A 26362-nucleotide genomic window follows, 5' to 3' on the forward strand; every position below is an offset into this window, starting at 1 on the left:
CCCTCGCTGTACCGCGCCTGGTCGCCGAGGTCCGCCTCAGCGCGTTCCGCCCGGTCGCCGAGGTGGTCCTGGCCGTGTCCTGCTCAGCCGCGTGCTGCTTCGCCGTGTTCCTCATGTTCCGCACGCTAGCTCCGGTTGCGGACAGTTTCGGTCCGCGATTCCCGCCGGATCCGGAGAATGCGAGAACGTGCCTGTCCGGGCCCGGGACGAGTGCCGTTCGACCCGTACAGCCTGCTCCGCGCTCAGCCCGGCCGCATCCGGACCCGGCGGAGCGCTGCGGAACGCCCCTGCATGCGCATGATCGGAACATACGATGCCCATCGGCGCGGACCGGGGGACAGACCGAGAGATCGAGTGGGTACATGGGCAGGTTGCACGCGGACGAGGTGGAGATCGACGCGGATCTGGTGCGGCGGCTGTTGCGCGCCCAGTTCCCGCAGTGGGCGGACCTGCCGGTCACCCGGCTCGCCTCCGGGGGCACGGTCAACGCGATCCACCGGCTCGGCGAGGAGCTGACCGTCCGGCTGCCGCTGCGTCCCGCGGGCGCCGGTGACATCGCCAGGGAGGCGTGGCTGCTCCCCCGGCTGGCGCCGCTGCTGCCGCTGCCGGTCCCGGAGGTGGTGGCGACCGGCGTCCCGGGCGAGGGATACCCCATGCCCTGGGCCGTGCACCGGTGGATCGACGGCCGCAACCCGGTCGAGGGCGATCTGGCGGAGCCCGAGCTGGTGGCCCGGGACCTCGCGGCGTTCGCCGTCGCCTTCCGCGGGATCGACCTCCCCGGCGGTTCACCGGCACACCGGGGCGCACCCCTGATCTCCGAGGACCGCGAGACGCGGGAAGCGATCCAGGCGCTGCGCCGTACCGACGAACCCTTCGACGCGGACGAGATCACCGCGGCCTGGGAGGAGGCGCTCGCGGTACCCCGGTGGACGGGCCCGCCCTGCTGGACGCACTCCGATCTCATGCCGGGCAATCTGCTGCTCACGGGCGACCGCGTCTCGGCGGTCATCGACTTCGGCACGGTGGGCATGGGCGAACCGGCCACGGACCTCGTCCCGGCCTGGAACCTGCTGCCCGCCCCGGCACGGCAGGTGTACCGCGAGGCGGTGGACGTGGACGACGCGACGTGGGCCCGTGGCCGGGGCTGGGCGCTGTCCATGGCGGTGATCCAGCTCCCGTACTACCGGACGACCAACCCGGTGATCTCGGCGAACGCCCGGCATGTCATCCGGGAGATCCTCGGCACCTCCGCGTAGAAGACGCCGTCCTGAGGCGGGGGTGGAAAACTGGGTATGTGGTCTGTCCCGACCGGACGGGAGACGGAGGGCGCGCCGTGGACTGGGGTCGCTTCGCACAGCAGATGGCGTCGATGGCGCGGGATCTCCTGGCGCAGGAATCGGTCGGCGCCACACTCCAGCGGATCACCAAGTCGGCCACCGAGCTGGTGGAGGGCTGCGACGCGTCCGGCATCCTGGTACTGCGGAGCGACCAGGTGGAGACGCTCGCCCCGACCGACCAGTTGGTCGTCGACAGCGACCAGTTGCAGGAGCGCCTGCGGGAAGGGCCGTGCTTCGACGCGGCCCGCGCCTCCCGGGGAGAGCGGGTCTACCGCATCGCCGATGTCACCGCCGAGCGGTCACGCTGGCCCGCCTACACCTCGCGGGCCGAGGCGCTCGGGGTGGGCAGCATGATGGGCTTCCTGCTGTTCAGCGACATGAGGGACCCTGGCACGCTGAACCTCTACTCCCGCAGGCCCGGCGCCTTCACCGAGGCCGGTGAGCGGGCCGGGTGGCTGCTGACCTCCCATGCGGCGGTGGCCGTCGCCGGTGCCCGCACGCGTGCCCAGATGGAACAGGCCCTCGCCACCCGCCATGTCATCGGCGAGGCGATGGGCGTCCTCATGGGCCGCCACCACCTCACCGAGGAGCAGGCCTTCGACGTACTGCGCCGCTACTCGCAGCAGAACAACATCAAGTTGCGTGAGGTGGCCCGGCGGGTCTGCGAGCAGGGCGGCCGGCTCTGAGTCCGGGCAGGCGGCTCCCCCGGCACCATGTCCGAACCAGAGGAACCTGAGCCTGGTCCGGCCCCATGGGAACGCCGAACCCGACCTGCGGACCAAGTCCCCCGTCCCATCCGTTCCACACACCCGGATTCCCGGCCGGACAGTGAAAGCGGGGGCGGAGCCCCGGGCGGGCCCGGACCCTGGGACAGGACATCGTCCCGAGCGGTCACGCACCCGCGGCTCCGCCCGTCGGAGCGAGACGACGCCCAGGCTGGTGAGACCGCGGAAATCGAGGCCGCGCCGCCATCTCGGTGAACCGGTCCGCTCGAAGTCAGCGCATGCGGATCGGTCGGTCTCCGGCCGCATTCCGCCATCTCCTTTCAGCGAGACCCACTCCAGAGCGCATGCCGGGATCGCCGACCGGTCGGATAATCACCCATTTCCTCCTAACGGGTCGATTCGATCTTCTTCACGGATCCCATACATAGCTCGATAGAGGTGTTCCCTCCACGAGACGAGGAAACAGTGTTCAGAGCAGAGCCAGGCACCGCCGCCTCGCGTCGGCGCCTGCACGGCGCTCCGCCGGGACGGCGCAGACGGCTGGCCGGTCTGACCGGCCTGAGTCTCGCGCTGGTCGCGACCGGTTCACCGGCTGTCGCGGCCACCGGGCTCGGCCCGCTCGCCGCGACCACGCGGGCCGCCGCCACCAGCGACGGCACCCTGACCGTGCGGGTCGTCACCGAGGTGAACGCGAACGGCGCGTACGACAGCGTGCTGGAGCCTGGCCTCGCCGGGGTCAAGGTCACCCTGACGGACGACGCCGGCCAGATCCGGACCGCGACGACCGGGAGCGACGGCACCGCCACGTTCGCGGCCACGGCCGAGCTGACCGGCGGCAGGTACCGCGTCCAGGTCACCAACCCCGACCCGGACAACCTCTCCCCCGCCGTCGCGGGCCTCGGCTCGGGCGCCGACGTCATCCGGAGCAACACCGGCTTCGTCGATGTCTCGGGCGGTACGAACGTCACGTACACCACCGGTTTCTGGGAGCCCGGCGTCTACTGCCAGGAGAACCCGAGCCTGGTCACCTGCAACCTCGCCAAGGGCGACGCCCCCGGCACCTACAAGGGGCTGGTGTCCCTCGGCGGGGACTTCAACAACAGTTACGGCGGGAGCAGCACCCAGCTCACCGACAACACCAAGCAGCAGGCCGTGTTCGGCATCGGGGTGGACCGCACCGGCAACAAGTACCTGGGCACACTGGTCAAGCGGCACACCGCGTACGGCCCGGCGGGCAACACCAACACGATCTACCGCCAGTTCGGCACCGCCAAAAGCGTCGACACCTTCGTCACGCTGCCCGGCACGCTCACCGCGCACGACACCACCGGCAACTGGCTGCACGACGACGCCGTCTACGGCAGGGTCGGCCGCGAGGGCATCGGCGATGTCGACGTCTCCGGTGACGGGCGGACGCTGTACGCGGTCAACCTCAACGACTCCAAGCTGTACAGCGTGGGCATCCTGGGCTCCGGCGACTCCGCCAGGCCCGGCAGCCAGTCGGCGTACGACATCCCGAGGCCGCAGGCCTGCGTCGGCCAGTGGCACCCGTACGGCATCGGGGTGCGCGGCAAGCGCGTACTGGTCGGCGGGGTGTGCGGCGCGGAGACGACCGTCACCTCGGACCTCAAGTGGGGCGACCCGGGGCAACTGAGCGCGCACGTCTACGAGTTCAAGGGCGGCGCGTTCAGCGAGATCTTCACGCACGCGCTGAACTACCCGCGCGGCTGCGCCTACCGGTTCACCGGTCAGCCGGGCGCCAACTACCGCTGCACCAAGCCCTCCACGGTCGGCCAGGTCATGAGCGGCGAGTGGGAGGCCTGGAACGAGCGGGTCCCGGGCCACGAGGAGCACAACTTCATCTCCGCGCCGCAGCCGATCCTGTCCAACATCGAGATCGCCGACAACGGCGACCTGGTGCTGGGCTACCGCGACCGCTTCGGCGACATGACGGGCTCCGCCACCTACGCGTACAACAGCACGGCGGAGCCGCTGGTCACCGGCATCGCCGCCGGTGACGTACTGCGCGCCTGCAAGTCGGGGACGACGTACACGCTGGAGAACAACGGCTCCTGCGGCGCGCTGACCGGCAATCTGGCGGGCAACGGCGAGGGCCCGGGCGGCGGCGAGTTCTACAACGACTCCACGACCCTCGGCGACGCGGTCCACGACCAGATCGGTGAAGGCGGCCTGGCGCTCCAGCCGTACCGCGACAAGCTGTTCAGCACGGTCTACGACCCGTACAACGCCTACGAGCAGGGCGTCCGCCGCTGGACCGCGGACAGCGGCGAGCGTGAGGGCAACTTCATCGTCCAGACGACCTGGGGCAGCCCGACCGCCGTCCTCCAGAACCTGTTCGGCAAGGCCAACGGCCTCGCCGACCTGGAACTCGTCTGCGACCAGGCGCCCGTCCAGATCGGCAACCGGGTCTGGTACGACTCGAACGGCAACGGCGTCCAGGACCCGTCCGAGCCGCCCGTCGCGGGTGTCGTCGTCAGGCTGACGTCGACGGACGGCCGTGAGCTGACCGCCACGACCGACGCGAACGGCGAGTACTACCTGGGCACGAAGGACGGCCTGACGCCGAACACGTCGTACGCGGCCACCTTCGACTACAGCGGGATCAACCCCTCGACGCTGCCCGGTTCCCCGACGCTCTCCGAGGTCAAGTGGACGCAGCAGGGCGCCGGTTCCGACCGCGCGCTCGACTCGAACGTCGACCCGGCGGGCCGGACCACGGTCGACGTGGGCGATCCCGGCTACGTCGACCACACGATCGACGCGGGTCTGGTCGGTCCGGTCAACAAGCTGGGCGACTACGTCTGGTACGACCCCGACGGCAACGGCATCCAGGACCGGGGCGAGCCGCCCGCGCCGGGTGTCACCGTCAACCTGTACAACGGCGACGGCGATCTGCTGAAGACGACGAAGACCGACGCCTCCGGCAAGTACCTCTTCGACGAGCTGGCCGACGGCTCCTACAAGGTCTGCTTCGTGAAGCCGGCCGGCTACGCCTGGACCAGGCGGAACGCGGGCGCGGACGGCGACGACTCGGTCGCCGACACGGCCACCGGCTGTTCCCCGGTCGTCACCCTCGGCCCCGGCAACCGCCAGGACCTCACCCTCGACGCGGGCCTCGTCGAGCTCAACAGGCTGGGCGACATCGTCTGGTACGACACCAACGGCAACGGCATCCAGGACCCGGGCGAGCCCGGCGCGAAGGACGTTCCGGTCGAGCTGATCGCCCCCGCCACCGGTGACGTCATCAGGACCACCAAGACGGACGCGTCCGGGAAGTACCTGTTCGCGGACCTGCCCGACGGGCGCTACAAGGTCTGCTTCCGCGGTCCGAGCGGCTACCTGTGGACCCGGCAGGACGCGGGCAGGGCGGGCGACGACTCGGTTGTCGGCCCGGCCACCGGGTGCTCCCCGGTCGTCACCCTCGGCCCCGGCAACCGCCAGGACCTCACCCTCGACGCGGGCCTGGTCAAGGAGTTGGGGCTGACCGTCGTCAAGACCGACAAGAAGACCGGCAAGGCGTTGCACGGCGCGGTCTTCCAACTGTGGTCCGACAGCAACGGCAAGTCCGGCCTCCAGCGGACCGGCGCGGGCAAGGACCGGATGGTCGGCGACTGTGTCACCGGCCGGACGGGCGAGTGCTACTTCGACGGCGTCCGCATCGGCACGTACTACCTCGTGGAGAAGGACGTCCCCGAGGGCTATGTCCTGCCGGACAACCCGGTCTTCGGCCCCTACCGGCTGACCCTGGCCAACGGCACGGGCGCCGAAGGGCTGATCGTGAAGATCGCCAACAAGCGGGGTGAGCCCTGCAAGGGCAAGAAGTGCTGACGCCCTGCCCAGTGGGGTGACGGCCGCGCACCCGGGAGGGTGACGCGGGGCGGGCCGCGTACCGGTGTCGACCGGTACGCGGCCCGCCCGCATGTAGAGACGTCCCATGCGACGCATCAGGAGCGGTACGAACGGGAAGAGGCGCACGGGTACGGCACGCCGGGTCTGGTGGACGGCGGGCGTCCTCGCAGCGGGGGCGTGCATTGGTGTCCTTCTCACCGGCGGCGGTGGTTCCGGCCCCCGGCCCCTCTCCGCCGACGAGGCCCAGCGCCTGGCCCTGGCCCGCTTCCGCACGTACCGGATCAGCCCCTCGGAGATCACCGTCCACGCGGCGTCGGGCGACGGCACGGCCGTGGTGCGCGCCGTCGTCGACCATCGCCGGCACCGGGGTGTCGGATGGTACGACGTGACCGGCGCCGGACGTCCGGACGGCGGGCTGCTCGCCTGGGACCGGAGCGGGTTGGCTGTCGCCGACGGGTCCCCCGCCGCGCCCGCGGATGCGCTGCGCGCGGCGGGGCGGGTGAAGGCGTCCGCGTGGACGCGGCGTCCGTTCGGGGCCGCGCCGCTCGACACCGCCTTGAAGCTGGCGCTGTCGTTGGGGGCGGACCGGCCCGACAATGCGCAACTGCTGGCGCAGGCCGGGCCGTTGAGGTTGCGGGACGAGCGCTTGGACGGGCGGCGGTACGACGTCTTTTCGGGGCCTCGGCCCCGGCCGAACGCGTCGGTGGCCCCGGCCGGTCCTCGCGGTGACCGCTCCCCGCTGTCGTACTGGGTTGGGGATAAAGGGGATTTGCGGCGGGTGCGGGTGGATCTCGGGCGAGGGCAGGGGATCAGTTTGGATCTGGGTGGGGGTCAGGTGCGGGGGGTTGCCTTTCCGGGCGCGCCATGGGGGGAGCGGTGAGGGTTTGTGTGGCGGGTGCGGGTTCGTTGTGGCTGGTCGCGCAGTTCCCCGCGCCCCTAAAGGGCGCTCTTCGCGCCCGGTAGCTGGAAGTTGGCCGGGGTTACCTTGCCCGGTAGGCCTACCGCCGGGTGGGGCGGGGTCGTCGCGGCGCCCGGCATCGAATGCTGGTGTGGTGGTGCCGGGACGTCCTGGAAGGAGAGACCCGGCGGCGCCTGGACCGGGGTCGGGTGGCCCATGGGGGCCCGGACCAGGCCGGTGTCCTGTTCCGCCCGCGCCGCAGCCCCCGTTCCCTTCCCGCAGCTTGTTTCGCGGGGGAGGTGTGCCGGGCTTGTGCGCGTCTCCCCGTTGCCCGTGAAGCAGTTGCCGGCCGGGGTGCCGGTGGCCAGGACCAGGTCGGTGCCGTTGGCGGTGACCCGGTTGGCGCGCACGGTGTTGGCACGCGACGGGTAGCCCTGTACGTCGCTCAGCAGCACCCCGGCCGACCTGTTGCCGCTGATCAGGTTGCGCTCGATGACGTTGGCGCGCCCGCCGCCCGCCCCGACGCCGATGCCGAAGCCGCCGTCGGCCTGCTCGGGGCTCGCGGCGTCGTTGTTGTCGGTGAGCGTGTTGCCCGCGACGACGGCGCCGTGCTGCGGGCCGAGCGCCTCCAGGTCGTTGGAGTTGAGGGTCAGGCCGACCCGGTTGCGGCTCGCCCGGTTGCCCAGCAGATAGAGCCGTTCGGAGGCGTTGGTGACCTCCAGGCCCACCGCGTTGTGCTCGACGGTGTTGTGCCGGACGACCGTGTCGCAGGGGCGGCACTGGCCGACGTAGATCCCGGAGTCGGCGTGTCCGGAGGCGTAGGAGCGCTCGATGATGCCGCTGCGGGCGTCGAAGGCGTAGATGCCGTACAGCGCGTTGTCGTACGCGGTGACGTAGGACGCCCTGAAGCCCTTCAGCGGGGGGAACTTGACGGTGTCCAGGGGGTCGTACGCCGAGCCGCCCGCCCGTCCCGCCCGTAGGGCCGACTGGTCGGTCACGCCGGTGAACAGGACGCCGTTGGCGAGGTGGTTGCGGACGGTCAGGTTCTCCACGACGGAGCCCGCGCCGGTGACGGTGATGCCGTTGGCGCGCTCGAACTCCCCGTCGACGACCACCCGGGAGCGGTCGAGGCCCCGCAGCACGACCCGCGCCTTCCGCACGGTCACGCTCTCCCGGTAGACGCCGGGTGACACCAGGACGAGACCGCCCTCGCCGACCCGGTCGACCGCCTGCTGGAGGGACCTGGTGTCCTGCGGCACCCGGATCACCGAGGCCGGCGCGGCTCCGGCGGAGCCCGGGGGCGCGGAACCCGTGCAGGCGGTGGCGCCGATGAGGAGGAGGCAGACGGTGGCGAGCAGGCCCCGGACGGCGGTTCGCCCGGACACGTTTCGCCCGATTCGCGTAGAGAGGATGTTTGACACGATCGCAGATGTATCGTCCCTTTCACTGCTATGACAGCACATGACGCTTTTCCCACGCCCGACGGCGCGTCGGCCCCCGCCCGCCGGGACGTCCTGACCCGCGCCGCGATCCTCGGCGCCGTCGCCGCGACCGCCTCCGCGTGTGCCGACGGCACGCGCTCCCGTCCCTCCGCTGCGGCGGGCCCGCCGGCGTTCCGTTTCCGGGGCCCGCGCCAGTCCGGCGTGACGACCCCTCAGCAGACCGCGGCTCTCGTCGTCGCGTACGACCTCGCCCCGGCGGTACGGGGAGCGGGCGGGGTGCGTGCCCTGCGGAAGGTGTTCGAGCGCTGGACGCGGGCGCTGGCGGAGGTCCTGGACGGTGAACTCGCGCCCCCGGCCGCCGCGCAGGCCACGGAGATCAAGCGGCTCGGGAGCGCCGGGAGGTCCCGGCTCACCGCGACCGTGGCGGTCGGTCCCCGGCTCCCCAAAGTCCTGTGTGTCGCCGCGCCGCCCGCGCTGCGCGAGCTGCCGCCGTTCCCCGACGACCGGCTCGACCCCGCGTACGGCGGCGGCGATCTGCTGCTCCAGCTCTGCGCCGACGACCCGCGTCTCACGACGGCCGCCGCGAGCGCGCTGACCCGGCTGGCGGGCGACACGCTGCGCCCGCGCTGGCGGCAGACCGGGTTCCTGCCGCCGACCCCGGCCGGGCAGACACCGCGCAACCTGCTCGGCTTCAAGGACGGCACGGAGAACCCGACGCCCGAGGAGTGCGAGCGATGGGTGTGGTCCGACGACGCCACGATCCTCGTCGTACGGCGCGTCCACATCGACGTGGCCGGGTTCAAGCGACTCGGGACGAACCAGCAGGAGCGTGTCATCGGGCGGCACCGGGAGAGCGGGGCGCCGCTGGGGCGGCGGCACGAGCACGACGACGTGGACATCTTCGCGAAGACCCCGCAGGGCCGGTACATCATCCCGCTGGGGGCGCATGTACGGGCTGCCAGTCCCCGGCTGGACTCGGGCGCGCGGATGCTGCGCAGGGGCTACAGCTACGACACCGGGCCGGACGACCGGGGCCTGCTGTTCCTCGCCTTCATGCGGGATCCGGCGCTGTTCGCGCGCGTCCAGCACCGGATGGCGGCGACGGACGACCTGAGCCGCTTCATCGAGCACCGGGGTTCGGCGGTGGGGTACGTCCTTCCGGGTGCTCTTCCGGGCGAGAACCTGGGGGCACGTCTGCTGGCGTGACCACGCCGGCGTCCACGTCCACGCCATCGGCCTCGGCCTCTACCTCTACCTCGGTCGGCCGGGGCCTCAACTTCCGTTCCGTACCCGGCTTTACGCCCCATACGTACACGGCGTCGTCCTCGGCGAGGGTGTTCCACAGCCGCCGGGCGTCGCCGAGGCGCAGATTGACGCAGCCGTGTGACCCGCCGGTGAACAGGTCGCCGGGGGTGCCGTGGAAGGCCTGGCCCTCGCTGAAGAACTGGGAGTAGGGCATGGGCGCGTTGTCGTACACGTCGGAGTAGTGGTCGAGGTCGCGCCAGTAGACGGTGAACGCCCCGGTGCGGGTCTCGTAGCCGTCGCGCCCCGAGCGGATGGGCACGGGCGCGTACACGACCCGGTTCCCGGTCTGCACCCACATCAGTTGCCTGGTCAGGTCGACACAGGCGACGCGGAAGGAGCGGACCGGGCACCTCCCGGCGGCGTTCGGGTTGGCGCGGGCCTCGACGACGAGCATCGTGCGGTAGGTGACGAGGCCCGCGTAACCGTCGGCGGGCAGTACGCCGTTGGCGCTCTGGAAGGTGCGGATCGCCTCGCAGTCGGCGGGCGTCTGCCGACCGTCCACGGCCAGCTTCAGATGCTCCTCCAGCTCCTGCTGGTAGGGACCGGTACCGGCGGTGCATTCCTCGGGCGTGGACGCGTCGACGGCGGTGGCGACTCCCGTCGGCACCAGCACCCCCAGGAGCAACCCCACGGCCACCGCCGACCTCGTCACTCGGGAACTCCCCACAGCGCCTCCTCGGCGGGCCGGCATGCGTCCTTCCCCAGAGATAAGCCACTTCGGCGGGACACAGCCGGTCGAACTAGCCCGAGCGGGTGCGCGAGCCGTCCACCGCCGCCGGGTCCTGTCACCCCCTCAGCCGGATCTGCGGGCATCGCCACGTGCGGGCCCGGTGGGGGCTGGTCGCGCAGTTCCCCGCGCCCCTACGGGGGCGCGGAGCACCCCGTACCTCTACCGGGCGTTCAGGGCCGCGGACACGCCCCGGCGGCCCTTCGGTTCCCTACCATCGTGCCGTGGTCGACTTCTCCATCGAACGTACGGTGCCGCTGCCCCTCGACGAGGCCTGGGCCCGGCTCACCGAGTGGCCCCGGCACGGCTCCGTGGTCCCCCTCACCCGTGTCACCGTGCTCACGGCCCCGCCGACCCGCGAGGGCACCGTCTTCGTCGCCCGCTCGGGGCTCGGCCCGCTCGCCTTCGACGACCGTATGGAGGTCACCGTCTGGCGGCCTCCGGCCGGGGACTCCCCGGGTCTGTGCCGTCTGGAGAAACGCGGCCGGGTGGTCCTCGGCCGGGCGGAGATCGAGGTGCTTCCGGGCCCGGGGGGCCGCTCGCGGGTGGTCTGGCGCGAGGAGTTGCGCGTGCCCCTGCTGCCGTCCCTGTTCGACCGGCCGCTGGCGGGGGCGGCGCGGTACGTGTTCGGGCGGGCGGTCAACCGGCTGCTGAGGATGGGGTGACGGACGTTACGATCGGCTTCGTGCCGGCGGTACGGCCGGTCGGGGGAAGGGGAGAGCGTGCACGAGGAGAACGTGCGGCTGGAGCTGCGGATCGACTCGGGTCCGGGCGCCACCGCGGAGCAGACGGACCGTCAGGTCCGCCGTCTGTACGGCGATCTGCGCACGCTCGGACTGCTCCGGGTCGAGCGGGGTACCGTCGCCGCGCCCGAGGGGTCGATGGCCGGGGTGGGGCACGATCTCGCGGTGCTGGTGGTCAGCGGGGCCTTCTCCGCCGCCGCGATCAAGGCCGTGAGCAATGTCGTCGTCGCCTTCGTGCAGCGCTCGAAGGCGCGGTCGGTGGAGTGGGAGATCGACGGCCACCAGGGGTCGTTCGAGGCCCTGTCCGCGAAGGACCAGCAGGCGCTGGTCGAGGCGGTGACGGCACGGATCGCGGCGGGGACGGCCGCGGTGGCGGTCGCGGGCGGCGCGGCCGACCCCAGCACCTCCGACCCGGGCAGCGCCGCCGCGACCGGCGGAAACATCAACGGCGATCCGGGAGTTGGCGGTGGCGGGACGCCGGATCGCACTGCTCGTCGCGACTGACGGGTACCAGGATCCCGGGCTCCACCGGCTCAGGGCGCCCGCCCGGGGCGCCGCCGAGCTGAAGGCGCTGCTGAGCGACCCGGCGATCGGCCGCTTCGACTTCGTACAGGAACTGCCGAACCGGCCGAAGGAAGAGATCGAGGCCGCCGTCGAGGAAGTGCTCAGCGACCGCGACCCCGACGATCTCGTCCTGCTCTACTTCGCCTGTCACGGCATCCGCAACGACGCCGACCGGCTTTTCTTCGCCGCGCTCAGCACGCAGTTGAAGCGTCCGCACACCACCGCGATCCCGGCCGTGTTCCTGCACCACCTGCTCGACGAGTGCGAGGCCCGCACCAAGATCGTGCTGCTGGACTGCTGTTACAGCGGGCTCTTCCACCGGGGCTCCCCCATGTCCCCGGCGCCCGTGGACATCGAGGCGGCGCTCGGCGGGCGCGGCACGTTCGTCATCACGGCGTCGACGGCCCTGGAGTACGCGTACGAGGGCGAACAGCTCACCGTCGACAACAGGCTGACGGCACCGCGCTTCACGGCGGCCGTGATCGAGGGGCTGAGCACCGGCCTCGCCGACCGGAACCGGGACGGGGTGATCACCCCGGAGGAGCTGTACACGTACGTCCACGACACGGTGGTCAACCAGGCGGGGCCCGAGCAGACGCCGACCAAGTCGGGCCAGTGCGAGGGAAATGTCGCCCTCGCCTATGCGCCCTGGGTCGACGCGTCCGCCGGACCCGCAACCCGGGCCGCGATGGCCGACGAACTGCGCCTCGGCTCACTGCTGCCGCCGCCCGTGGAGACCGTCGACCGGGGTTTCGTGTGCGACGCGTGGGAGGGCGCGTCCCGGCTGCTGGTGCCTGTGGGCCGGCTGGAGAACGGCTCCGGCAGTGACCCCTTCTGCGTCGACTTCTCCAGCCGGGAGGGCAACGCGGCGGTCGTCGGCAAGCTGGGCAGCGGCAAGACCACCCTGCTGCGCTCCATGATCATGTCCCTGGCGCTGACCCACACCCCGCACGAGGCGGAGTTCTACCTGCTGGAGGGGGCGGTCAACCGGCTCGGCGTGCTGCGCTCGCTGCCGCACGTACGGACGTTCGCGGCGCCGCACGAGCACAGCGCGGTCGAGGGCGCCCTCACGGCGGTGAAGGCGGTCGTCTCCACCCGGCGCACCCTGTTCCGCGATCTCGACATCGACTCCATCGAGGCGTTCCGCGCGCTGCGCACCACGGGCCGTATCGAGGAGGGGGCGGCGAGCGACGTCTTCCTCGTCATCGACGGCTGGCTCGATTTCACCCTGGAGGTCCCGGGATTCGAGGACACGGTTCACCGGCTGGCCAACACCGGGCTGAACTACGGCGTCCATCTGCTGGTGACCGCCCGCCGCTGGAGCGACTTCGGCACGGATCTGCTGGGGCTGCTCGGCACCCGGCTCGAACTCGCCCTGGACGACCCGCAGGAGTCCTTCTTCGATGCCGCGCTGGCGTCGGGGGTCGCGGTCGGCTGGGCCCTGTCCCGGCGGCGGCGTTTCCGGGTCGCGGTACCGCGCTTCGACGACGGGACAGGACCGGTGGCGGCCCTGGAGTCCCTGACGCAGACGGCGGAGCGGGTGCGGGCGGGGTGGAAGGCGCTGCGGGCCCGGGAGGACACCGGTGCCCTGGTCAAGTTCTCCAGCGGTCGCCAAGGAGCCGTCATCACCGGTCTGTTGGGCGTCGAGAACCCGGCGTCGCCGAATCTGTCGGTCCTGCGCACCCGGGCATCGTTCGAGGAGCGGCTGCGGGTGCCGATCGGGGTCGGCGAGGACGGCCAGCCGGTGCTGCTCGACCTCAAGGAGAGCGCGCACCACGGGATGGGTCCGCACGGTCTGTGCGTGGGCGCGACCGGCTCCGGCAAGTCGGAGCTGCTGCGTTCGATCGTCCTGGGGCTGGCTGTTCGTCATTCCGCTCGCGAAGTGGCCTTCCTGCTGGCCGACTTCAAGGGCAGCGCGACGTTCGCGCCGCTCGCGGGCCTGCCCCACGTCTCCGGGATCATCTCCGGCTTGGAGGGCGATCCGCTGCTCGTGGGGCGGCTGCGTGAGGCGATCAGCGGTGAACTGGACCGCCGCCAGACGCTGTTGCGCAACGCGGGCGGTGTGCCGAGCGTTTACGAGTACGAGAGGGTGCGCGCCGACCGGAGCGATCTCGACCCTCTGCCGACGCTGGTCGTGGTGATCGACGAGTTCTCCGAACTCCTGGGTGCCGAGCCCGAACTCCTCGACCTGTTCACCCAGATCGGCCGGGTCGGCCGGGCCCTGGGCGTGCATCTGCTGCTGGCCTCACAGCGGGTGGACGAAAGCCGGATGCGCGGACTGGAGAGCTACCTGTCGTACCGCATCGGGCTGCGCACCTTCTCGGCCTCCGATTCCCGTGCGGTGCTCGGCTATCCCGACGCCTACCATCTGCCGCCCGACCCGGGCGCCGGGTTCCTCAAGGCCGACACCACGGACGTACTGATCCGTTTCAAGGCGTCCTACGTGTCCGCCGCGCTGCCGAGCGTGGACGTGGCCGGCCGGTCCGCCCCGCTGGTGGACGTCGTCGTCGGCCAGTTGGCGGGCACCGAACCGGGTGCGCACCGGATCTGGCTGCCGCCACTGGACGTGTCACCCTCGCTGGAGTCGCTGCTGCCGGAGAAAGGGGGGAGCAGGCGGGCCAGGCCGAGAGGCGGCTCGCCCGCACGGCCGTTCAAGCCTCTGGAGAGTGTCCCTTTCGCGGTGGTCGACGAGCCGTTCCACCACCGGAGGGGTGTGCTCGCCCTGGATCTCTCCGGGACCGAGGGACACGTGCTCGTCGTCGGCGGACCGCAGTCCGGCAAGTCGACGGCGATCACCACGCTCATCGCCTCGCTCGCCCTCACCCACGGGCCCTCCGACGCGCAGCAGTTCTACTGTCTTGACTTCGGCGGCGGAAAGCTGGATCCGCTGGCCGGGCTGCCCCATGTGGGCGGGGTCTCCTCCCGGCTGGCCACGGACCGGGTCCGGCGTACGGTCGCCCAGGTGGCGCGAGTGCTGGAGGAACGCGAGGAGTTCTTCCGCGTCCATCGGATCGACTCGATGGCCCGCTTCCGCCAGGGACACAAGGGCGGTGAGTGGCCGGACCAGAACACGGCGGACATCTTCCTCGTCATCGACGGCTGGGCGACCTTCCGGTCGGACTTCGAGGCGCTCGAACCGGTCGTCAACGACATCGCCCTGCGCGGCCTGAACTACGGCGTGCATCTGCTGATCAGCGCCGCCCGTTACAGCGAGGTCCGGCCGGCGATGCGCGACCGTCTGCTCAGCAGGATCGAGCTGCGCCTCGGTGACGCATCGGAATCCGAGATCGACCGGCGGGAGGCCCGATACGTCCCGCTGGGCGTCCCCGGCAGTGGTCTGTCCCGCGGCGGACAGCACTTCCTGACCGCCCTGCCGGCACTGGACGGCGGCGCAGATGGCCTGCCCAGCGGCGAGGCGATCGTCCGGCTGGTCGCACACGTGCGCGACAACTGGTCGGGCCCGACGGCTCCCCCGGTACGGACCATGCCGGACCTGGTCACCGCCGAGGAACTGCCCGGCCCCGGCGAGTCCCCCGGCCGGGGCATCCCCATCGGCATCGACGACGCCAGCCTCAACCCGGTGTTCCTCGACTTCTACAACGACCCCTTCCTCGTCGTCTACGGCGAGTCCGAGTCGGGCAAGAGTTCGTTCCTGCGCCTGCTGGTACGGCAGCTCCGCGCCCGGTACTCGCCCGACGAGGCCCAACTGCTCGTCGTCGACTACCGGCGTTCACTGCTCGGCGAGGTACCCGAGGAATACCTGGCGGGTTACTGCGCGTCGGGCCCGTCGGTGCCCGAAGTCGTCGAGCAGGTGTCTCACTACCTGGACGACCGGTTCCCCGGTCCCGACGCGACGGCCGAGGAGTTCCGGGGCCGGGCCTGGTACGAGGGCCCGGAGGTGTTTCTGCTGGTCGACGACTACGACCTGGTCGCCACCAGCAGCGGCAATCCGCTCACCCCGTTCCTGTCGTTCCTCCCGTTCGCCCGTGATCTGGGCCTGCGTGTCGTGCTGGCGCGCAGTTCGGCCGGAGCCTCCCGAGCCCAGTACGAGCCCTTCGTGACACGGCTGAAGGAGCTGGGCGCGCAGGGGCTCATACTCTCGGGCGACCCGAACGAGGGCTTCCTGCTGGGTACCGTCAAACCGGCCCACCAGCCACCCGGACGCGGCACCCTGGTGACCCGCAGATCTCCCCGGGGAGTCCAACTCGGCTATCTGCGACCGGAGTCCGAGTAGCCGACGCCCAGACCGCGAAGCCGGTGAGGACGGGTTCAGGGACCTTGCTCCGGGGTGCCGCCGAGCCGGTCGCCCACCAGGGGATCGAGGTAGCGGAGCAGGACGTTCTTCAGCTCCTGGACGTACGCCTCGCGGTCGGCTCCCTCTCTGGCGAGGATCAGCTCCAGGCCCGCCATGTACACGGCCATGCAGACCTGTGCGACGCGGGTGATCTCCTCTGCGGGCAGGTCGGTCAGGAACGGTGAGAGCAGGCCCTGGATACGATCGATCACGGTCTTGTGCAGCACGTCGTGCTCCTCGGCGATCCGGCCCGGGACGTCCGGGCCGTGCATGAGGGCGAAGAACACCGGGCGACGGCAGTTGAAGTCGATGAACTGGTCGACGATCGCGTTCACGACCATCTCCAGCGGAATCGCGGGATCGACCGGCGCGAGCGCCTCGCCGTACGCCGCCTGATACTCGGCCACCAGGCGCCCGCCCAGCTCGATCGCGATCGCCTCCTTGTTCGGGAAGAACTGGTACAGCGTGCCCGGTGAGACGCCGGCCTCACGGGCGATGGCGTTGGTGCTCGCGGCCGTGTACCCGGTCGACGTGAACACCGTGGCCGCGGCTTCGAGCAGTTGGGCGATGCGGCGCTCGCCGCGGGACTGGCGTCGGCGCGGCTGCTCCTGGCTGGTGGGCATGCGGTTGTCCCCAGTTTCTCGGACCTGATTGACAAACACGAGTGGTCGCTCGCATTCTTAGAAAACGCGAGCGACGTCTCGTGTTTTCCAGTCTATGGCTTGGCGCGCCCGCCTGTCCGGCTGCGCACAGCACGGACCAGACGGATCAGATGGACCAGATCGAAGGGGACACCGCACCATGACCGAAGTCGACAGGCCCGCCCGAGCGGGACGCTGGACCAGACTGGTGACCGCGCGCCCCCGGCTCTCCCTGCTGGTGGCCCTGCTGATCACCGCCCTCGCGGTCGTCGCGGGCAGCGATGTCGCCGGCCGTCTGGGCAGCGGTGGCTGGGAGGACCCGAACGCCGATTCCACGTATGCGACCAAGGCGTTGCAGCGCGAGTTCCCCGACTCCCAGCCGAACCTGCTGCTGCTGGTCGACGCGGGCGACGCCTCCGTCGACGACCCGGCTGTCGCCGCCGAGGCGAAGCGCCTGGCCGAACGGCTCGACGCCGAGAAGGGTGTCACGGGCGTCGGCTCCTACTGGCGGACCCACGCTCCCGCCCTCCGCGCCGAGGACGGCCGGGAAGCGCTGATAGCGGCCCGCCTGACCGGCGACGAGACCGCGATGAACGCGACGCTGGACCGTATCGCACCCCTGCTGCGCGGCACGCACGGCCCGGTCGAGGTCAGGGTCGGCGGCGGCCTCGCCGTGCGCCACGAGATGGAGACCATCATCCAGGAGGACCTGCTGCGGGCCGAGATCATCGCCCTGCCGGTGACCCTCGTCCTGCTGGTGATGGCCTTCGGCAGCGCGGTCGCCGCCCTGCTGCCGCTCCTCGTGGGCGTGGTCGCCATCCTCGGCACCAACGCGATCCTGCGGGGCCTCACGGAGCTCACCGACGTCTCGATCTTCGCGCTGAACCTCACCACGGCCCTGGGTCTCGGCCTGGCGATCGACTACGCCCTGTTCATCGTGCGCCGCTTCCGGGAGGAACTGGCCACCGGCGCCGATCCCCTGGCCGCCGTGTCCACCACCCTGCGCACCGCAGGCCGCACGGTCCTCTTCTCGGCCCTCACCGTCGCCGTCTCACTGGCCGCGATGATGGTCTTCCCGCAGTACTTCCTGAAGTCCTTCGCCTACGCGGGCATCGCGGTGGTCCTGCTCGCCGCGGCCGCCGCCCTGATCGTGCTCCCGGCGGCCCTGGTGCTGCTGGGAGACCGGGTGAACGCCCTGGACCTGCGCAAACTGTTCAAGCGCCGGGGCGCCGAGGCCGCGCTGACCTCGCCCGCGAAAAAGGAGGGCGCCGCCTGGGACCGGGCGGCAACCCTGGTCATGCGCCGGGCGCCCGTCTTCGCCATCGCCACCACCGCCTTCCTGATCCTCCTGGGCCTGCCCTTCTTCGGCGTGAAGTTCGGCACGGCCGACGACCGCCAGCTCCCCTCGTCCGCCGAGTCCCGTGTCGTCCAGGAGCACATCCGGGACGACTTCCCGGGCACCCCCGGAGGCGGTCTGGAGATCCTCACCGAGGGCACGGCAACCCAGACCCAGTACGCCGCGTACCGGGACCGGATCGCCGCTCTGCCCGACGTGCTCCGGGTGGACGGCCCCGTGACGAACGGCGACGCCGCCTACTTCGCCGTCCAGCCGAAGGGCGACGCGGTCGACGAGGCCGCGCAGACCCTGGTCCACGGCATCCGGGCGACCGACGCCCCGTTCAGGACGTCGGTGACGGGTACGGGCGCGGTCCTGGTCGACACCAAGGCGGCGATAGCCGACGGTCTGCCCTGGGCCCTCACCTTCATCGCCGTGGTCACCCTCGTGCTGGTCTTCCTGCTCACCGGCAGTGTGCTGATCCCGTTCCAGGCGGTCCTGCTCAACGCGCTCAGTCTGACCGCGATGTTCGGCGCGATGGTGTGGGTGTTCCAGGACGGGCACCTCTCCGGCCTGCTCGGCTTCACCAGCTCAGGCACCGTGGAGACGACCCTCCCGGTCCTGATGTTCTGCGTGGCGTTCGGCCTCTCCATGGACTACGGCGTCTTCCTGCTCTCCCGTATCAAGGAGGAGTACGACTACACGGGCGACCACACGGGCGCCGTCCGCTTCGGTCTCCGGCGCACCGGCGGCCTCATCACCGCCGCCGCCGTCATCCTGGCCGTCGTGATGATCGCCATCGGCACCTCACGGGTGACGAACACCAAGATGCTCGGCCTGGGCCTCGCCCTCGCCGTACTGATGGACGCCATGATCGTGCGCGGCCTGCTGGTCCCGGCCGTCATGCGGATCACCGGCCGGGCCACCTGGTGGGCCCCGGCCCCGCTGCGGAGGTTCCATGAACGGTTCGGGCTGAGCGAGGGGGAGTCGGCGCCGCGTCGGGCCTCCGCCCCGGCCGCCGGGACCGTGTCGTCGGACGCCTCGGAGGAGGAAAAGGAGATCACCGTCGACAGGGTGGAGGTCTCCGGCTAGCCAGTGACAAGGCCGACAAGATCCTGAAGTCACAGGGCCGGCCGCGAACCTCACGGCCTCGCGACCGGCTCAGGCCACCGAGCCGATCCGCCCCACCGGTACGGACGACGCCGAGGTGACGTCATGGTGGATCGGCGTGTGCGCCCCGGTCAGCGAAACCCCGCTCCCGCCACGCCGGTTGGCGACGATCTCCGACGCGATGGACAACGCGGTCTCCTCGGGCGTACGGGCCCCGAGGTCAAGGCCGATCGGTGACCTGAGCCGCGCCAGCTCCAGCTCGGTGACGCCGACTTCGCGCAGCCGCTCGTTGCGGTCCAGGTGGGTCCGGCGGGAGCCCATCGCGCCGACGTACGCCACCGGCAGCCGCAGCGCGAGCCGGAGCAGGGGTACGTCGAACTTGGCGTCGTGGGTGAGGACGCACAGGACCGTACGGGCGTCCACGGCCGTTCGTTCCAGGTACCGGTGCGGCCACTCGACGACGATCTCGTCCGCCTCCGGAAAGCGGGCGGGCGTCGTGAAGACGGGGCGGGCGTCGCACACCGTCACGTGGTAGCCGAGGAACTTGCCGATACGGACCAGTGCCGACGCGAAGTCGATCGCGCCGAACACGATCATGCGGGGCGGCGGCACCGACGACTCGACCAGAACCGAGATCGGTGCTCCGCAGCGAGAGCCCCGCTCTCCGATCTCCAGGGTGCCGGTGCGGCCCGCGTCGAGAAAGGCGCGCGCCTCGGCGGCGACCGTGCGGTCCAGCTCGGGGTGGGCGCCGAAGCCGCCCTCGTAGGAGCCGTCCGGACCGTCCCCGCCCACCAGCAGGGCGCGGCCCAGCAGTTCGCCCGGCCCGGAGACGATCCGCGCGACGGCGGCCGCCTCCCCGCGCGCGGCGGCGGCCAGGGCGGAGGCGAACACCGCACGGACCGGCGCCGTCGCCCGTACCGGCGTCACCAGGATGTCGATGACGCCGCCGCAGGTCAGGCCCACGGCGAAGGCGTCGTCGTCGCTGTAGCCGAACCGTTCGAGGACCGACTCGCCGTCCGCCAGGGCCTGTTGGCACAGCTCGTACACCGCGCCCTCCACACAGCCGCCGGAGACCGACCCGATCGCCGTGCCGTCGGCGTCCACCGCGAGGGCGGCACCGGGCTGGCGGGGGCCACTGCCGCTGACGGCCACCACGGTGGCCACGGCGAAGTCACGTCCCTGCTCGACCCACCGGTGCAGTTCTTCGGCGATGTCCAGCATCTCGGTCTCCTTGCCTACGGCCAACGGTCCCCAGTCCTCAATGGGATTGAGTGCGAAACAGAGGAAGAGGATGCCTGTGCGGGCCCGCAATATCTTGTGGGGTTCGTTGTCGGGTGCGGGTCCGGTGGGGCTTCTCGCGCAGTTCCCCGCGCCCCTGAAAGGCTGGGGCTGCGCCCCACGCCTTTCAGGCCCGCAGGGCCGGGGTTTTTAGGGGCGCGGGGAACCGCGCGACCAGCCCCCACCGGACCCGCACCCGACAACGCACCGACCTACCCCGTCCCCGTCAAATGCTCAGGCCGCACCGGCGTCTTCGCCAGCTCCAGGCCCGTCGCGTTCCGGATCGCCGCCAGGACGGCCGGAGTCGAGGACAAGGTCGGCGCCTCCCCGACCCCCCGCAACCCGTACGGAGCGTGATCGTCGGCGAGTTCGAGGACATCGACCGGGATCGTCGGGGTGTCGAGGATGGTCGGGATCAGATAATCCGTGAACGACGGATTGCGCACCTTGGCCGTCTTCGGGTCGACGACGATCTCCTCCATCACCGCGATCCCGAGCCCCTGGGTCGTGCCGCCCTGGATCTGGCCGACGATCGACAGCGGGTTGAGCGCCTTGCCGACATCCTGTGCGCAGGCCAGTTCGATGACCTTCACCAGGCCCAGTTCGGTGTCGACCTCGACGACCGCCCGGTGCGCGGCGAACGAGTACTGGACGTGTCCGAAGCCCTGGCCGGTGCGCAGATCGAAGGGTTCGGTCGGCCGGTGCCGCCACTCCGCCTCGACCTCGACGGACTCGTCCCCCAGCACGTCCACCAGGTCGGCGAGGACCTCTCCGGCGTCCGTGACGACCTTGCCGCCCTCCAGGAGCAGCTCGGCCGTGGCCCAAGCCGGGTGGTAGGAGCCGAACTTGCGGCGCCCCAGCTCCAGCACCTTCTCCCGGACCAGCTCGCAGGAGTTCTTGACGGCGCCACCCGTGACGTACGTCTGCCGGGAGGCCGAGGTCGAACCGGCGGAGCCCACCTGGGTGTCGGCCGGCTGGATCGTCACCTGGGCGACGCCCAGCTCGGTGCGGGCGATCTGGGCGTGGACGGTGACCCCGCCCTGGCCGACCTCGGCCATCGCCGTGTGGACCGTGGCCACCGGCTCGCCGCCGACAACCTCCATGCGGACACGGGCGGTTGAGTAGTCGTCGAAGCCTTCCGAGAAGCCGACGTTCTTGATGCCGACCGCGTAGCCGATGCCCCGGACGACGCCCTCGCCGTGGGTGGTGTTGGACAGGCCGCCCGGCAACTGGCGTACGTCGGCCGCTTCGCCCGCCGTCAGCCACTGCCGCTCCGGCGGCAACGGCATCGCCTTGACGCGGCGCAGGAGTTCGGCGACCGGCGCCGGGGAGTCGACGGCCTGGCCGGTCGGCAGGAGGGTGCCCTGTTCCATGGCGTTGAGGCGGCGGAACTCGACCCGGTCCATGCCCACCGCGTCGGCGAGCTTGTCCATCTGCGCCTCATAGGCGAAGCAGGCCTGGACCGCGCCGAAGCCGCGCATCGCGCCGCAGGGCGGGTTGTTGGTGTAGAGGGCGACGCAGTCGATGTCGACGTCGTCGATGGCATACGGGCCGGCGCCGAGCGAGGCCGCGTTGCCGACGACCGCCGCCGAGGTGGAGGCGTACGCGCCGCCGTCGAGGACGATCCGCGCCTTCAGGTGGGTCAGCTTGCCGTCCTTGGTGGCCCCGTGCTCGTAGGTGAGCTTCGCGGGATGCCGGTGGACGTGACCGAAGAAGGACTCGAACCGGTTGTAAACGATCTTGACTGGCTTTCCGGTGCGCAACGCCAGCAAACAGGCATGGATCTGCATCGACAGGTCCTCGCGCCCGCCGAACGCGCCGCCGACGCCCGACATGGTCATCCGGACCTTGTCCTCGGGCAGGCCGAGGACGGGGGCGATCTGGCGCAGGTCGGAGTGCAGCCACTGGGTGGCGATGTAGAGGTCGACGCCGCCGTCCTCGGCGGGGACCGCGAGGCCCGACTCCGGTCCCAGGAACGCCTGGTCCTGCATGCCGAAGGTGTACTCGCCGGTGACGACGAAGTCGGCGCGCTCCCGGGCAGCTTCCACGTTTCCCCGGACGATCGGCTGGCGGTGGACGATGTTGGGGTGGTCGACGTGGCCGCTGTGGCGATCGGTGCGGTTGTCGTGGATGAGGATCGCGTCCGGGGCCGTGGCGGAGGCCTCGTCGGTGATCACCGGCAGGTCGCGGTACTCGACCTTGATCTTGGCGGCGGCACGGCGGGCGGTCTCCGGGTGGTCGGCGGCGACGATGGCCACGGGTTCACCGTGGTGGCGGACCCTGCCGTGGGCGAGGACCGGGGTGTCCTGGATCTCCAGGCCGTAGTTCCGTACGTCGGTCGGCAGGTCGTCGTACGTCATCACGGCGTACACACCGGGCAGCGCGAGGGCCTCGGCGGTGTCGATGGAGACGATCTCGGCGTGGGCGGTCGTGGAGCGCAGGATCTGGCCCCAGAGCATGTCCTCGTGCCACATGTCCGACGAGTACGCGAACTCGCCGGTGACCTTGAGGGTGCCGTCGGGGCGGAGCGTGGACTCGCCGATGCCGCCCTTGGTCTTCGAGCCCTGGGTGACCTTGGTGGGGGTCCCGAGGGGAGCACTTCTGCCGGGCATGTCAGACCGCCTCTCCCTGTCGGGCCGCCGCCAGCCGGACCGCGTCCATGATCTTCTCGTAGCCCGTGCAGCGGCACAGGTTGCCCGACAGCGCCTCGCGGATGTCCGCGTCGGTCGGGTTGGGGTTGCGCTCCAGCATGTCGTCGGCGGCGACCAGCAGACCGGGCGTGCAGAAACCGCACTGGACGGCGCCCGCGTCGATGAACGCCTGCTGGATGGGGGCCAGTTCGGTGCCCTCGCCGGTGTGGGAGTCGGCGGCGCCCGGGGGCTGCCGGCGCTGGGCCGCGTCAAGTGACGTACCGCAGGAGCCTGTTCCGCAACCGCCCTGCTCCGTGCGCCGCTTGGCGTGGTCGGCGAGCCCTTCGACGGTGACGACCTCGCGCCCTTCCACCTGTCCCGCCGCGACGAGACACGAGCACACCGGGACGCCGTCGAGGCGGACGGTGCAGGACCCGCACTCGCCCTGTTCGCAGGCGTTCTTGGAGCCCGGCAGGCCGAGCCGCTCGCGCAGGACGTACAGCAGGGACTCGCCCTCCCACACGTCGTCGGCTTCCTGCGGACGTCCGTTGACCGTGAAATTGACGCGCATTACGCGACTCCCTCCGTGCGAGTGGCGGTGCCGCGGTACGACTCCCAGGTCCACGTCAGCGTGCGGCGGGCCATCACGCCGACCGCGTGGCGGCGGTAGCTCGCGGTGCCCCGGACGTCGTCGATGGGGTTGCAGGCGCCCGCGCACAGATCGGCGAACTGCTTGGCGACCGACGGTGTGATGATCTTCCCGTTGTCCCAGAAGCCGCCCTCTTCGAGCGCCGCGTTCAGGAATTCCTCGGCGGCCTTGGCCCGGACGGGTGTGGGCGCCGCCGAGCCGATACCCGTACGGACGGTCCGGGACTCCGGGTGCAGCGCGAGGCCGAAGGCGCAGACCGCGATGACCATGGCGTTGCGGGTGCCGACCTTGGAGTACTGCTGGGGGCCGTCCGCCCTGTCGATGTGGACGGCGCGGATCAGCTCGTCGGGCGCGAGCGCGTTGCGCTTCACGCCGGTGTAGAAATCGTCGATGGGGATCAGCCGGGTGCCCCGTACGGACTCGGCCTCGACCTGCGCGCCCGCGGCCAGGAGCGCCGGGTGGGCGTCGCCGGCCGGGGAGGCGGTGCCCAGGTTGCCGCCGACGCCGCCCCGGTTGCGGATCTGCGGGGAGGCGACCGTGTGGGAGGCGAGGGCCAGGCCCGGCAGCTCACCGCGCAGATCCTCCATGATCCGGGTGTAGGGCACGGACGCGCCGAGCCGCACGCTCCGCTCGCCCGTCTCCCACTCGTACAGATCTCCGATACGGGTCAGGTCGAGCAGGTACTCGGGCCGGCGGTGGTCGAAGTTGATCTCCACCATCACGTCGGTGCCGCCCGCGATCGGCACAGCGGTGGGGTGCTCGGCCTTCGCGGCGAGCGCCTCCTCCCAGCTGGCGGGGCGAAGGAAGTCCATGACCGGCTCTTTCCTCTTCGACTCGTGAGTGGCGCCAGTGGCTCGTTCATGCGCTGTTCACAGGGGATGTGACCAGTACACCGCGCTGAGCTCCGCCGGAGTCAGTCACGGAAACCATGAAGGAGTTGGCTGGCCAGGAGGATCGTCTTGTAGATTCGTATGAACAGGGGGACATCGGTAACCTCTCCGATTTTCCCCGGAAACAGTGATCGCCGCGCAGGCGGAAAAGCGCGGCTCGCAAACAGGCGAACAGAACGGCGGCGACGAGAATGCGGCTGCGCGCACTGCTGGACACGGACGCGCTGGGCCTCACGCTGCTCGGCGGCGAGGACGAGCTGGACCGCACCGTACGCGGGGTGATGACCACCGACCTCAAGGACCCGAGCCGTTACCTCTCGGGCGGCGAGCTGGTGCTCACGGGACTGGCCTGGCGCCGGGACCCGGGCGACTCCGAGGCGTTCGTACGGCTCCTGGCGGGGGCCGGGGTCGCGGCCCTGGCCGGTGGCGAGGCCGAGCTGGGGATCATCCCCGACGACCTGGTCGCGGCCTGTGCCCGGCACCGGCTGCCACTGTTCGCGGTGCACGAGTCGGTGGCGTTCGCGACGATCACCGAATACGTCGTACGGCAGGTGTCCGGTGAGCGGGCCGGGGATCTGGCGGCGGTCGTGGACCGGCACCGGCGGATGATGACCTCGGGTCCGGCGGGCGGCGGCCCCGATGTGGTCCTTGACCTGCTCGGCACGGATCTCGACCTGGGCGCCTGGGTGCTGTCCCCCGCCGGACGGCTCATCGCGGGTTCGAAGGTGTCCGGCCCCGCTCCGGCCCCCGAGGTGTGCGCGGCGCTGGCGGCGGAGCATCTGCGGGCGGCCCGCACCGGCAGACGCGGACCCCACCGGGTGGCGGTGGGCGGCACGACGTACTCCCTCTTCCCCATCCGCGGCGACGGCCGCACCCCCGCGTCGGGCGGCTCACGGGACGTACGCGAGACCCTGCTGTCCGAGTGGCTGCTCGCCGTCGAGGCGGACGCCGGGGACTGGCCGGCCGAGCGGCTCGATCTGCTCCAGGGTGTCACCCAGTTGATCGCCGTCGAACGCGACCGGCGCGACGCGGAGCGCGTGGTGCGGCGCCGGCTCGCCCAGGAGATCCTGGAGCTGGTGCAGACGGGTGCCGCGCCCGTCGAGATCGCGGCCCGGCTGCGGCTCGCCGCACCGGTCCTGCTGCCCGGCCTCGGCGCGGCCCCGCACTGGCAGGTCGTGGTGGCGTGCGTGGACTGGGCGGGCGGCGAGGTGGCGGGCGGTCCGGTGGCCCAGGCGCTGCTGGAGGAGATCCTCGTCGACCCGCTGCTGACGGGCCCGGAGCACTCCGACCGGATCGCCGTGGCCCATATGGGGGACGAGGCGGTCGCTCTCGTACCGCTGCCCGCGGTGTCCTCGGAGCACGACGGTTCGGAGGCGGGCATCCTGGCCGAGGAACTGCTCACCGCCGTACGGGACCCGCTGTCGGCGGGTCTGGACGACGACGGGCGGCTCACGATCGGCGTCAGCGCGGCCGTGCACTCGGCGGATGGGCTGCGCGGCGCGCTGGAGGAGGCGCGGCACGCCCGCCGGGTGGCCGGGGCGCGCCCCGGCCGGGTGTGCGCGGCGGGCCACCAGGAACTGGCCTCCCATGTGCTGCTCCTTCCGTTCGTCCCGGACGACGTCCGCCGCGCCTTCACGGCCCGGCTCCTCGACCCCCTGCGGGACTACGACCGGCGCCACCGGGCCGAGCTGATCCCGACGCTGGAGGCGTTCCTGGAGTCCGACGGTTCGTGGACGCGGTGCGCCGCGCGGCTGCATCTGCACGTCAACACGCTGCGGTACCGGGTGGGGCGGATCGAGCAGTTGACGGGCCGTGATCTGTCGCGCCTGGAGGACAAGCTGGACTTCTTCCTGGCGTTGCGGATGGGCTGAGCCCTGGGCCCCGAGTCCTTGGCCCCGGCGGGGGGCGGGCGAAGGCGTGCGG

The 26362-nt window shown here is 71.4% G+C and carries 16 protein-coding genes and 1 pseudogene; 10 read left to right on the forward strand and 7 right to left on the reverse strand.

Annotation, left to right across the window (positions count from 1 at the left end):
• Positions 1–362 precede the first annotated feature (362 nt).
• The 4 genes from AOK08_RS29070 to AOK08_RS29085 all read left to right on the forward strand — a co-directional run bounded on the left by AOK08_RS29070 (position 363) and on the right by AOK08_RS29085 (position 6812).
• Positions 363–1256 carry an aminoglycoside phosphotransferase family protein gene (locus tag AOK08_RS29070; protein WP_055531552.1) on the forward strand — a complete coding sequence of 298 codons (894 nt, stop codon included), beginning with the start codon at positions 363–365 and terminating at the stop codon, positions 1254–1256.
• 77 nt (positions 1257–1333) lie between these two features.
• Positions 1334–2023, forward strand: a complete 690-nt coding sequence (locus tag AOK08_RS29075; RefSeq protein WP_241827130.1) for a GAF and ANTAR domain-containing protein — start codon at positions 1334–1336, stop codon at positions 2021–2023.
• Between the two features lie 504 nt (positions 2024–2527).
• A complete protein-coding gene (locus tag AOK08_RS29080) occupies positions 2528–5911 on the forward strand; it encodes an SdrD B-like domain-containing protein (RefSeq protein WP_079054333.1) in 3384 nt (1127 codons plus the stop codon).
• Between the two features lie 106 nt (positions 5912–6017).
• Entirely contained in the window at positions 6018–6812 is a 795-nt protein-coding gene (locus tag AOK08_RS29085; protein WP_055531554.1) for a hypothetical protein, read from the forward strand.
• Between the two features lie 56 nt (positions 6813–6868).
• Here the strand turns inward: AOK08_RS29085 and AOK08_RS29090 are convergent, their stop codons facing one another.
• Positions 6869–8215, reverse strand: a complete 1347-nt coding sequence (locus tag AOK08_RS29090; RefSeq protein ID WP_241827131.1) for a right-handed parallel beta-helix repeat-containing protein — start codon at positions 8213–8215, stop codon at positions 6869–6871.
• A gap of 66 nt (positions 8216–8281) precedes the next feature.
• Between AOK08_RS29090 and AOK08_RS29095 the strand changes: the two genes are divergently transcribed.
• On the forward strand, positions 8282–9478 hold the full coding sequence (locus tag AOK08_RS29095) for a Dyp-type peroxidase (RefSeq protein WP_055531556.1): 1197 nt from the start codon (positions 8282–8284) through the stop codon (positions 9476–9478).
• Between the two features lie 79 nt (positions 9479–9557).
• Here the strand turns inward: AOK08_RS29095 and AOK08_RS43760 are convergent.
• Positions 9558–10268: pseudogene (locus AOK08_RS43760) on the reverse strand (L,D-transpeptidase family protein); the annotation flags it as partial.
• A 260-nt stretch (positions 10269–10528) separates the two neighbouring features.
• On the opposite strand from AOK08_RS43760, the gene AOK08_RS29105 reads away from it, so the two are divergent.
• Genes AOK08_RS29105 through eccCb form a run of 3 tightly spaced genes read left to right on the forward strand, consistent with a single transcriptional unit; the run spans position 10529 to position 15845 of the window.
• Complete coding sequence (locus AOK08_RS29105; RefSeq protein ID WP_055531558.1) at positions 10529–10969, forward strand: SRPBCC family protein; 441 nt, start codon at positions 10529–10531, stop codon at positions 10967–10969.
• A gap of 57 nt (positions 10970–11026) precedes the next feature.
• Positions 11027–11551 carry a hypothetical protein gene (locus tag AOK08_RS29110; RefSeq protein ID WP_055531560.1) on the forward strand — a complete coding sequence of 175 codons (525 nt, stop codon included), beginning with the start codon at positions 11027–11029 and terminating at the stop codon, positions 11549–11551.
• Positions 11514–15845, forward strand: a complete 4332-nt coding sequence (gene eccCb, locus AOK08_RS29115) for a type VII secretion protein EccCb (protein WP_055531562.1) — start codon at positions 11514–11516, stop codon at positions 15843–15845. Before AOK08_RS29110 ends, eccCb begins: the two co-directional genes overlap by 38 nt.
• Before the next feature lie 35 nt (positions 15846–15880).
• On the opposite strand, the gene AOK08_RS29120 is transcribed toward eccCb, so the two are convergent.
• Positions 15881–16528 carry a TetR/AcrR family transcriptional regulator gene (locus tag AOK08_RS29120; protein WP_055531564.1) on the reverse strand — a complete coding sequence of 216 codons (648 nt, stop codon included), beginning with the start codon at positions 16526–16528 and terminating at the stop codon, positions 15881–15883.
• A 178-nt stretch (positions 16529–16706) separates the two neighbouring features.
• Here AOK08_RS29120 and AOK08_RS29125 point away from each other — a divergent pair, with 178 nt between their 5' ends.
• Positions 16707–18974: an MMPL family transporter gene (locus tag AOK08_RS29125; RefSeq protein ID WP_055531566.1), complete on the forward strand. Its 2268-nt coding sequence runs from the start codon at positions 16707–16709 to the stop codon at positions 18972–18974.
• Positions 18975–19043: 69 nt separating this feature from the next.
• Here AOK08_RS29125 and AOK08_RS29130 read toward each other — a convergent pair whose 3' ends face one another.
• The 4 genes from AOK08_RS29130 to AOK08_RS29145 form a co-directional block, all read right to left on the reverse strand.
• A complete protein-coding gene (locus tag AOK08_RS29130; RefSeq protein WP_055531579.1) occupies positions 19044–20213 on the reverse strand; it encodes an XdhC family protein in 1170 nt (389 codons plus the stop codon).
• A 269-nt stretch (positions 20214–20482) separates the two neighbouring features.
• On the reverse strand, positions 20483–22882 hold the full coding sequence (locus AOK08_RS29135) for a xanthine dehydrogenase family protein molybdopterin-binding subunit (protein ID WP_055531568.1): 2400 nt from the start codon (positions 22880–22882) through the stop codon (positions 20483–20485).
• A 1-nt stretch (position 22883) separates the two neighbouring features.
• Entirely contained in the window at positions 22884–23471 is a 588-nt protein-coding gene (locus AOK08_RS29140; protein WP_055531569.1) for a (2Fe-2S)-binding protein, read from the reverse strand.
• Positions 23471–24361 carry an FAD binding domain-containing protein gene (locus tag AOK08_RS29145; RefSeq protein WP_055531571.1) on the reverse strand — a complete coding sequence of 297 codons (891 nt, stop codon included), beginning with the start codon at positions 24359–24361 and terminating at the stop codon, positions 23471–23473. The genes AOK08_RS29140 and AOK08_RS29145 overlap by 1 nt, the downstream gene beginning before the upstream one ends.
• A 269-nt stretch (positions 24362–24630) precedes the next feature.
• Here AOK08_RS29145 and AOK08_RS29150 point away from each other — a divergent pair, with 269 nt between their 5' ends.
• Positions 24631–26310, forward strand: coding sequence for a PucR family transcriptional regulator (locus tag AOK08_RS29150; RefSeq protein WP_055531573.1), 1680 nt, complete (start codon positions 24631–24633; stop codon positions 26308–26310).
• The last annotated feature ends 52 nt before the right edge of the window (positions 26311–26362 follow it).

Source organism: Streptomyces graminilatus (assembly GCF_001418565.1).
Taxonomy (GTDB): Bacteria; Actinomycetota; Actinomycetes; order Streptomycetales; family Streptomycetaceae; genus Streptomyces; species Streptomyces graminilatus.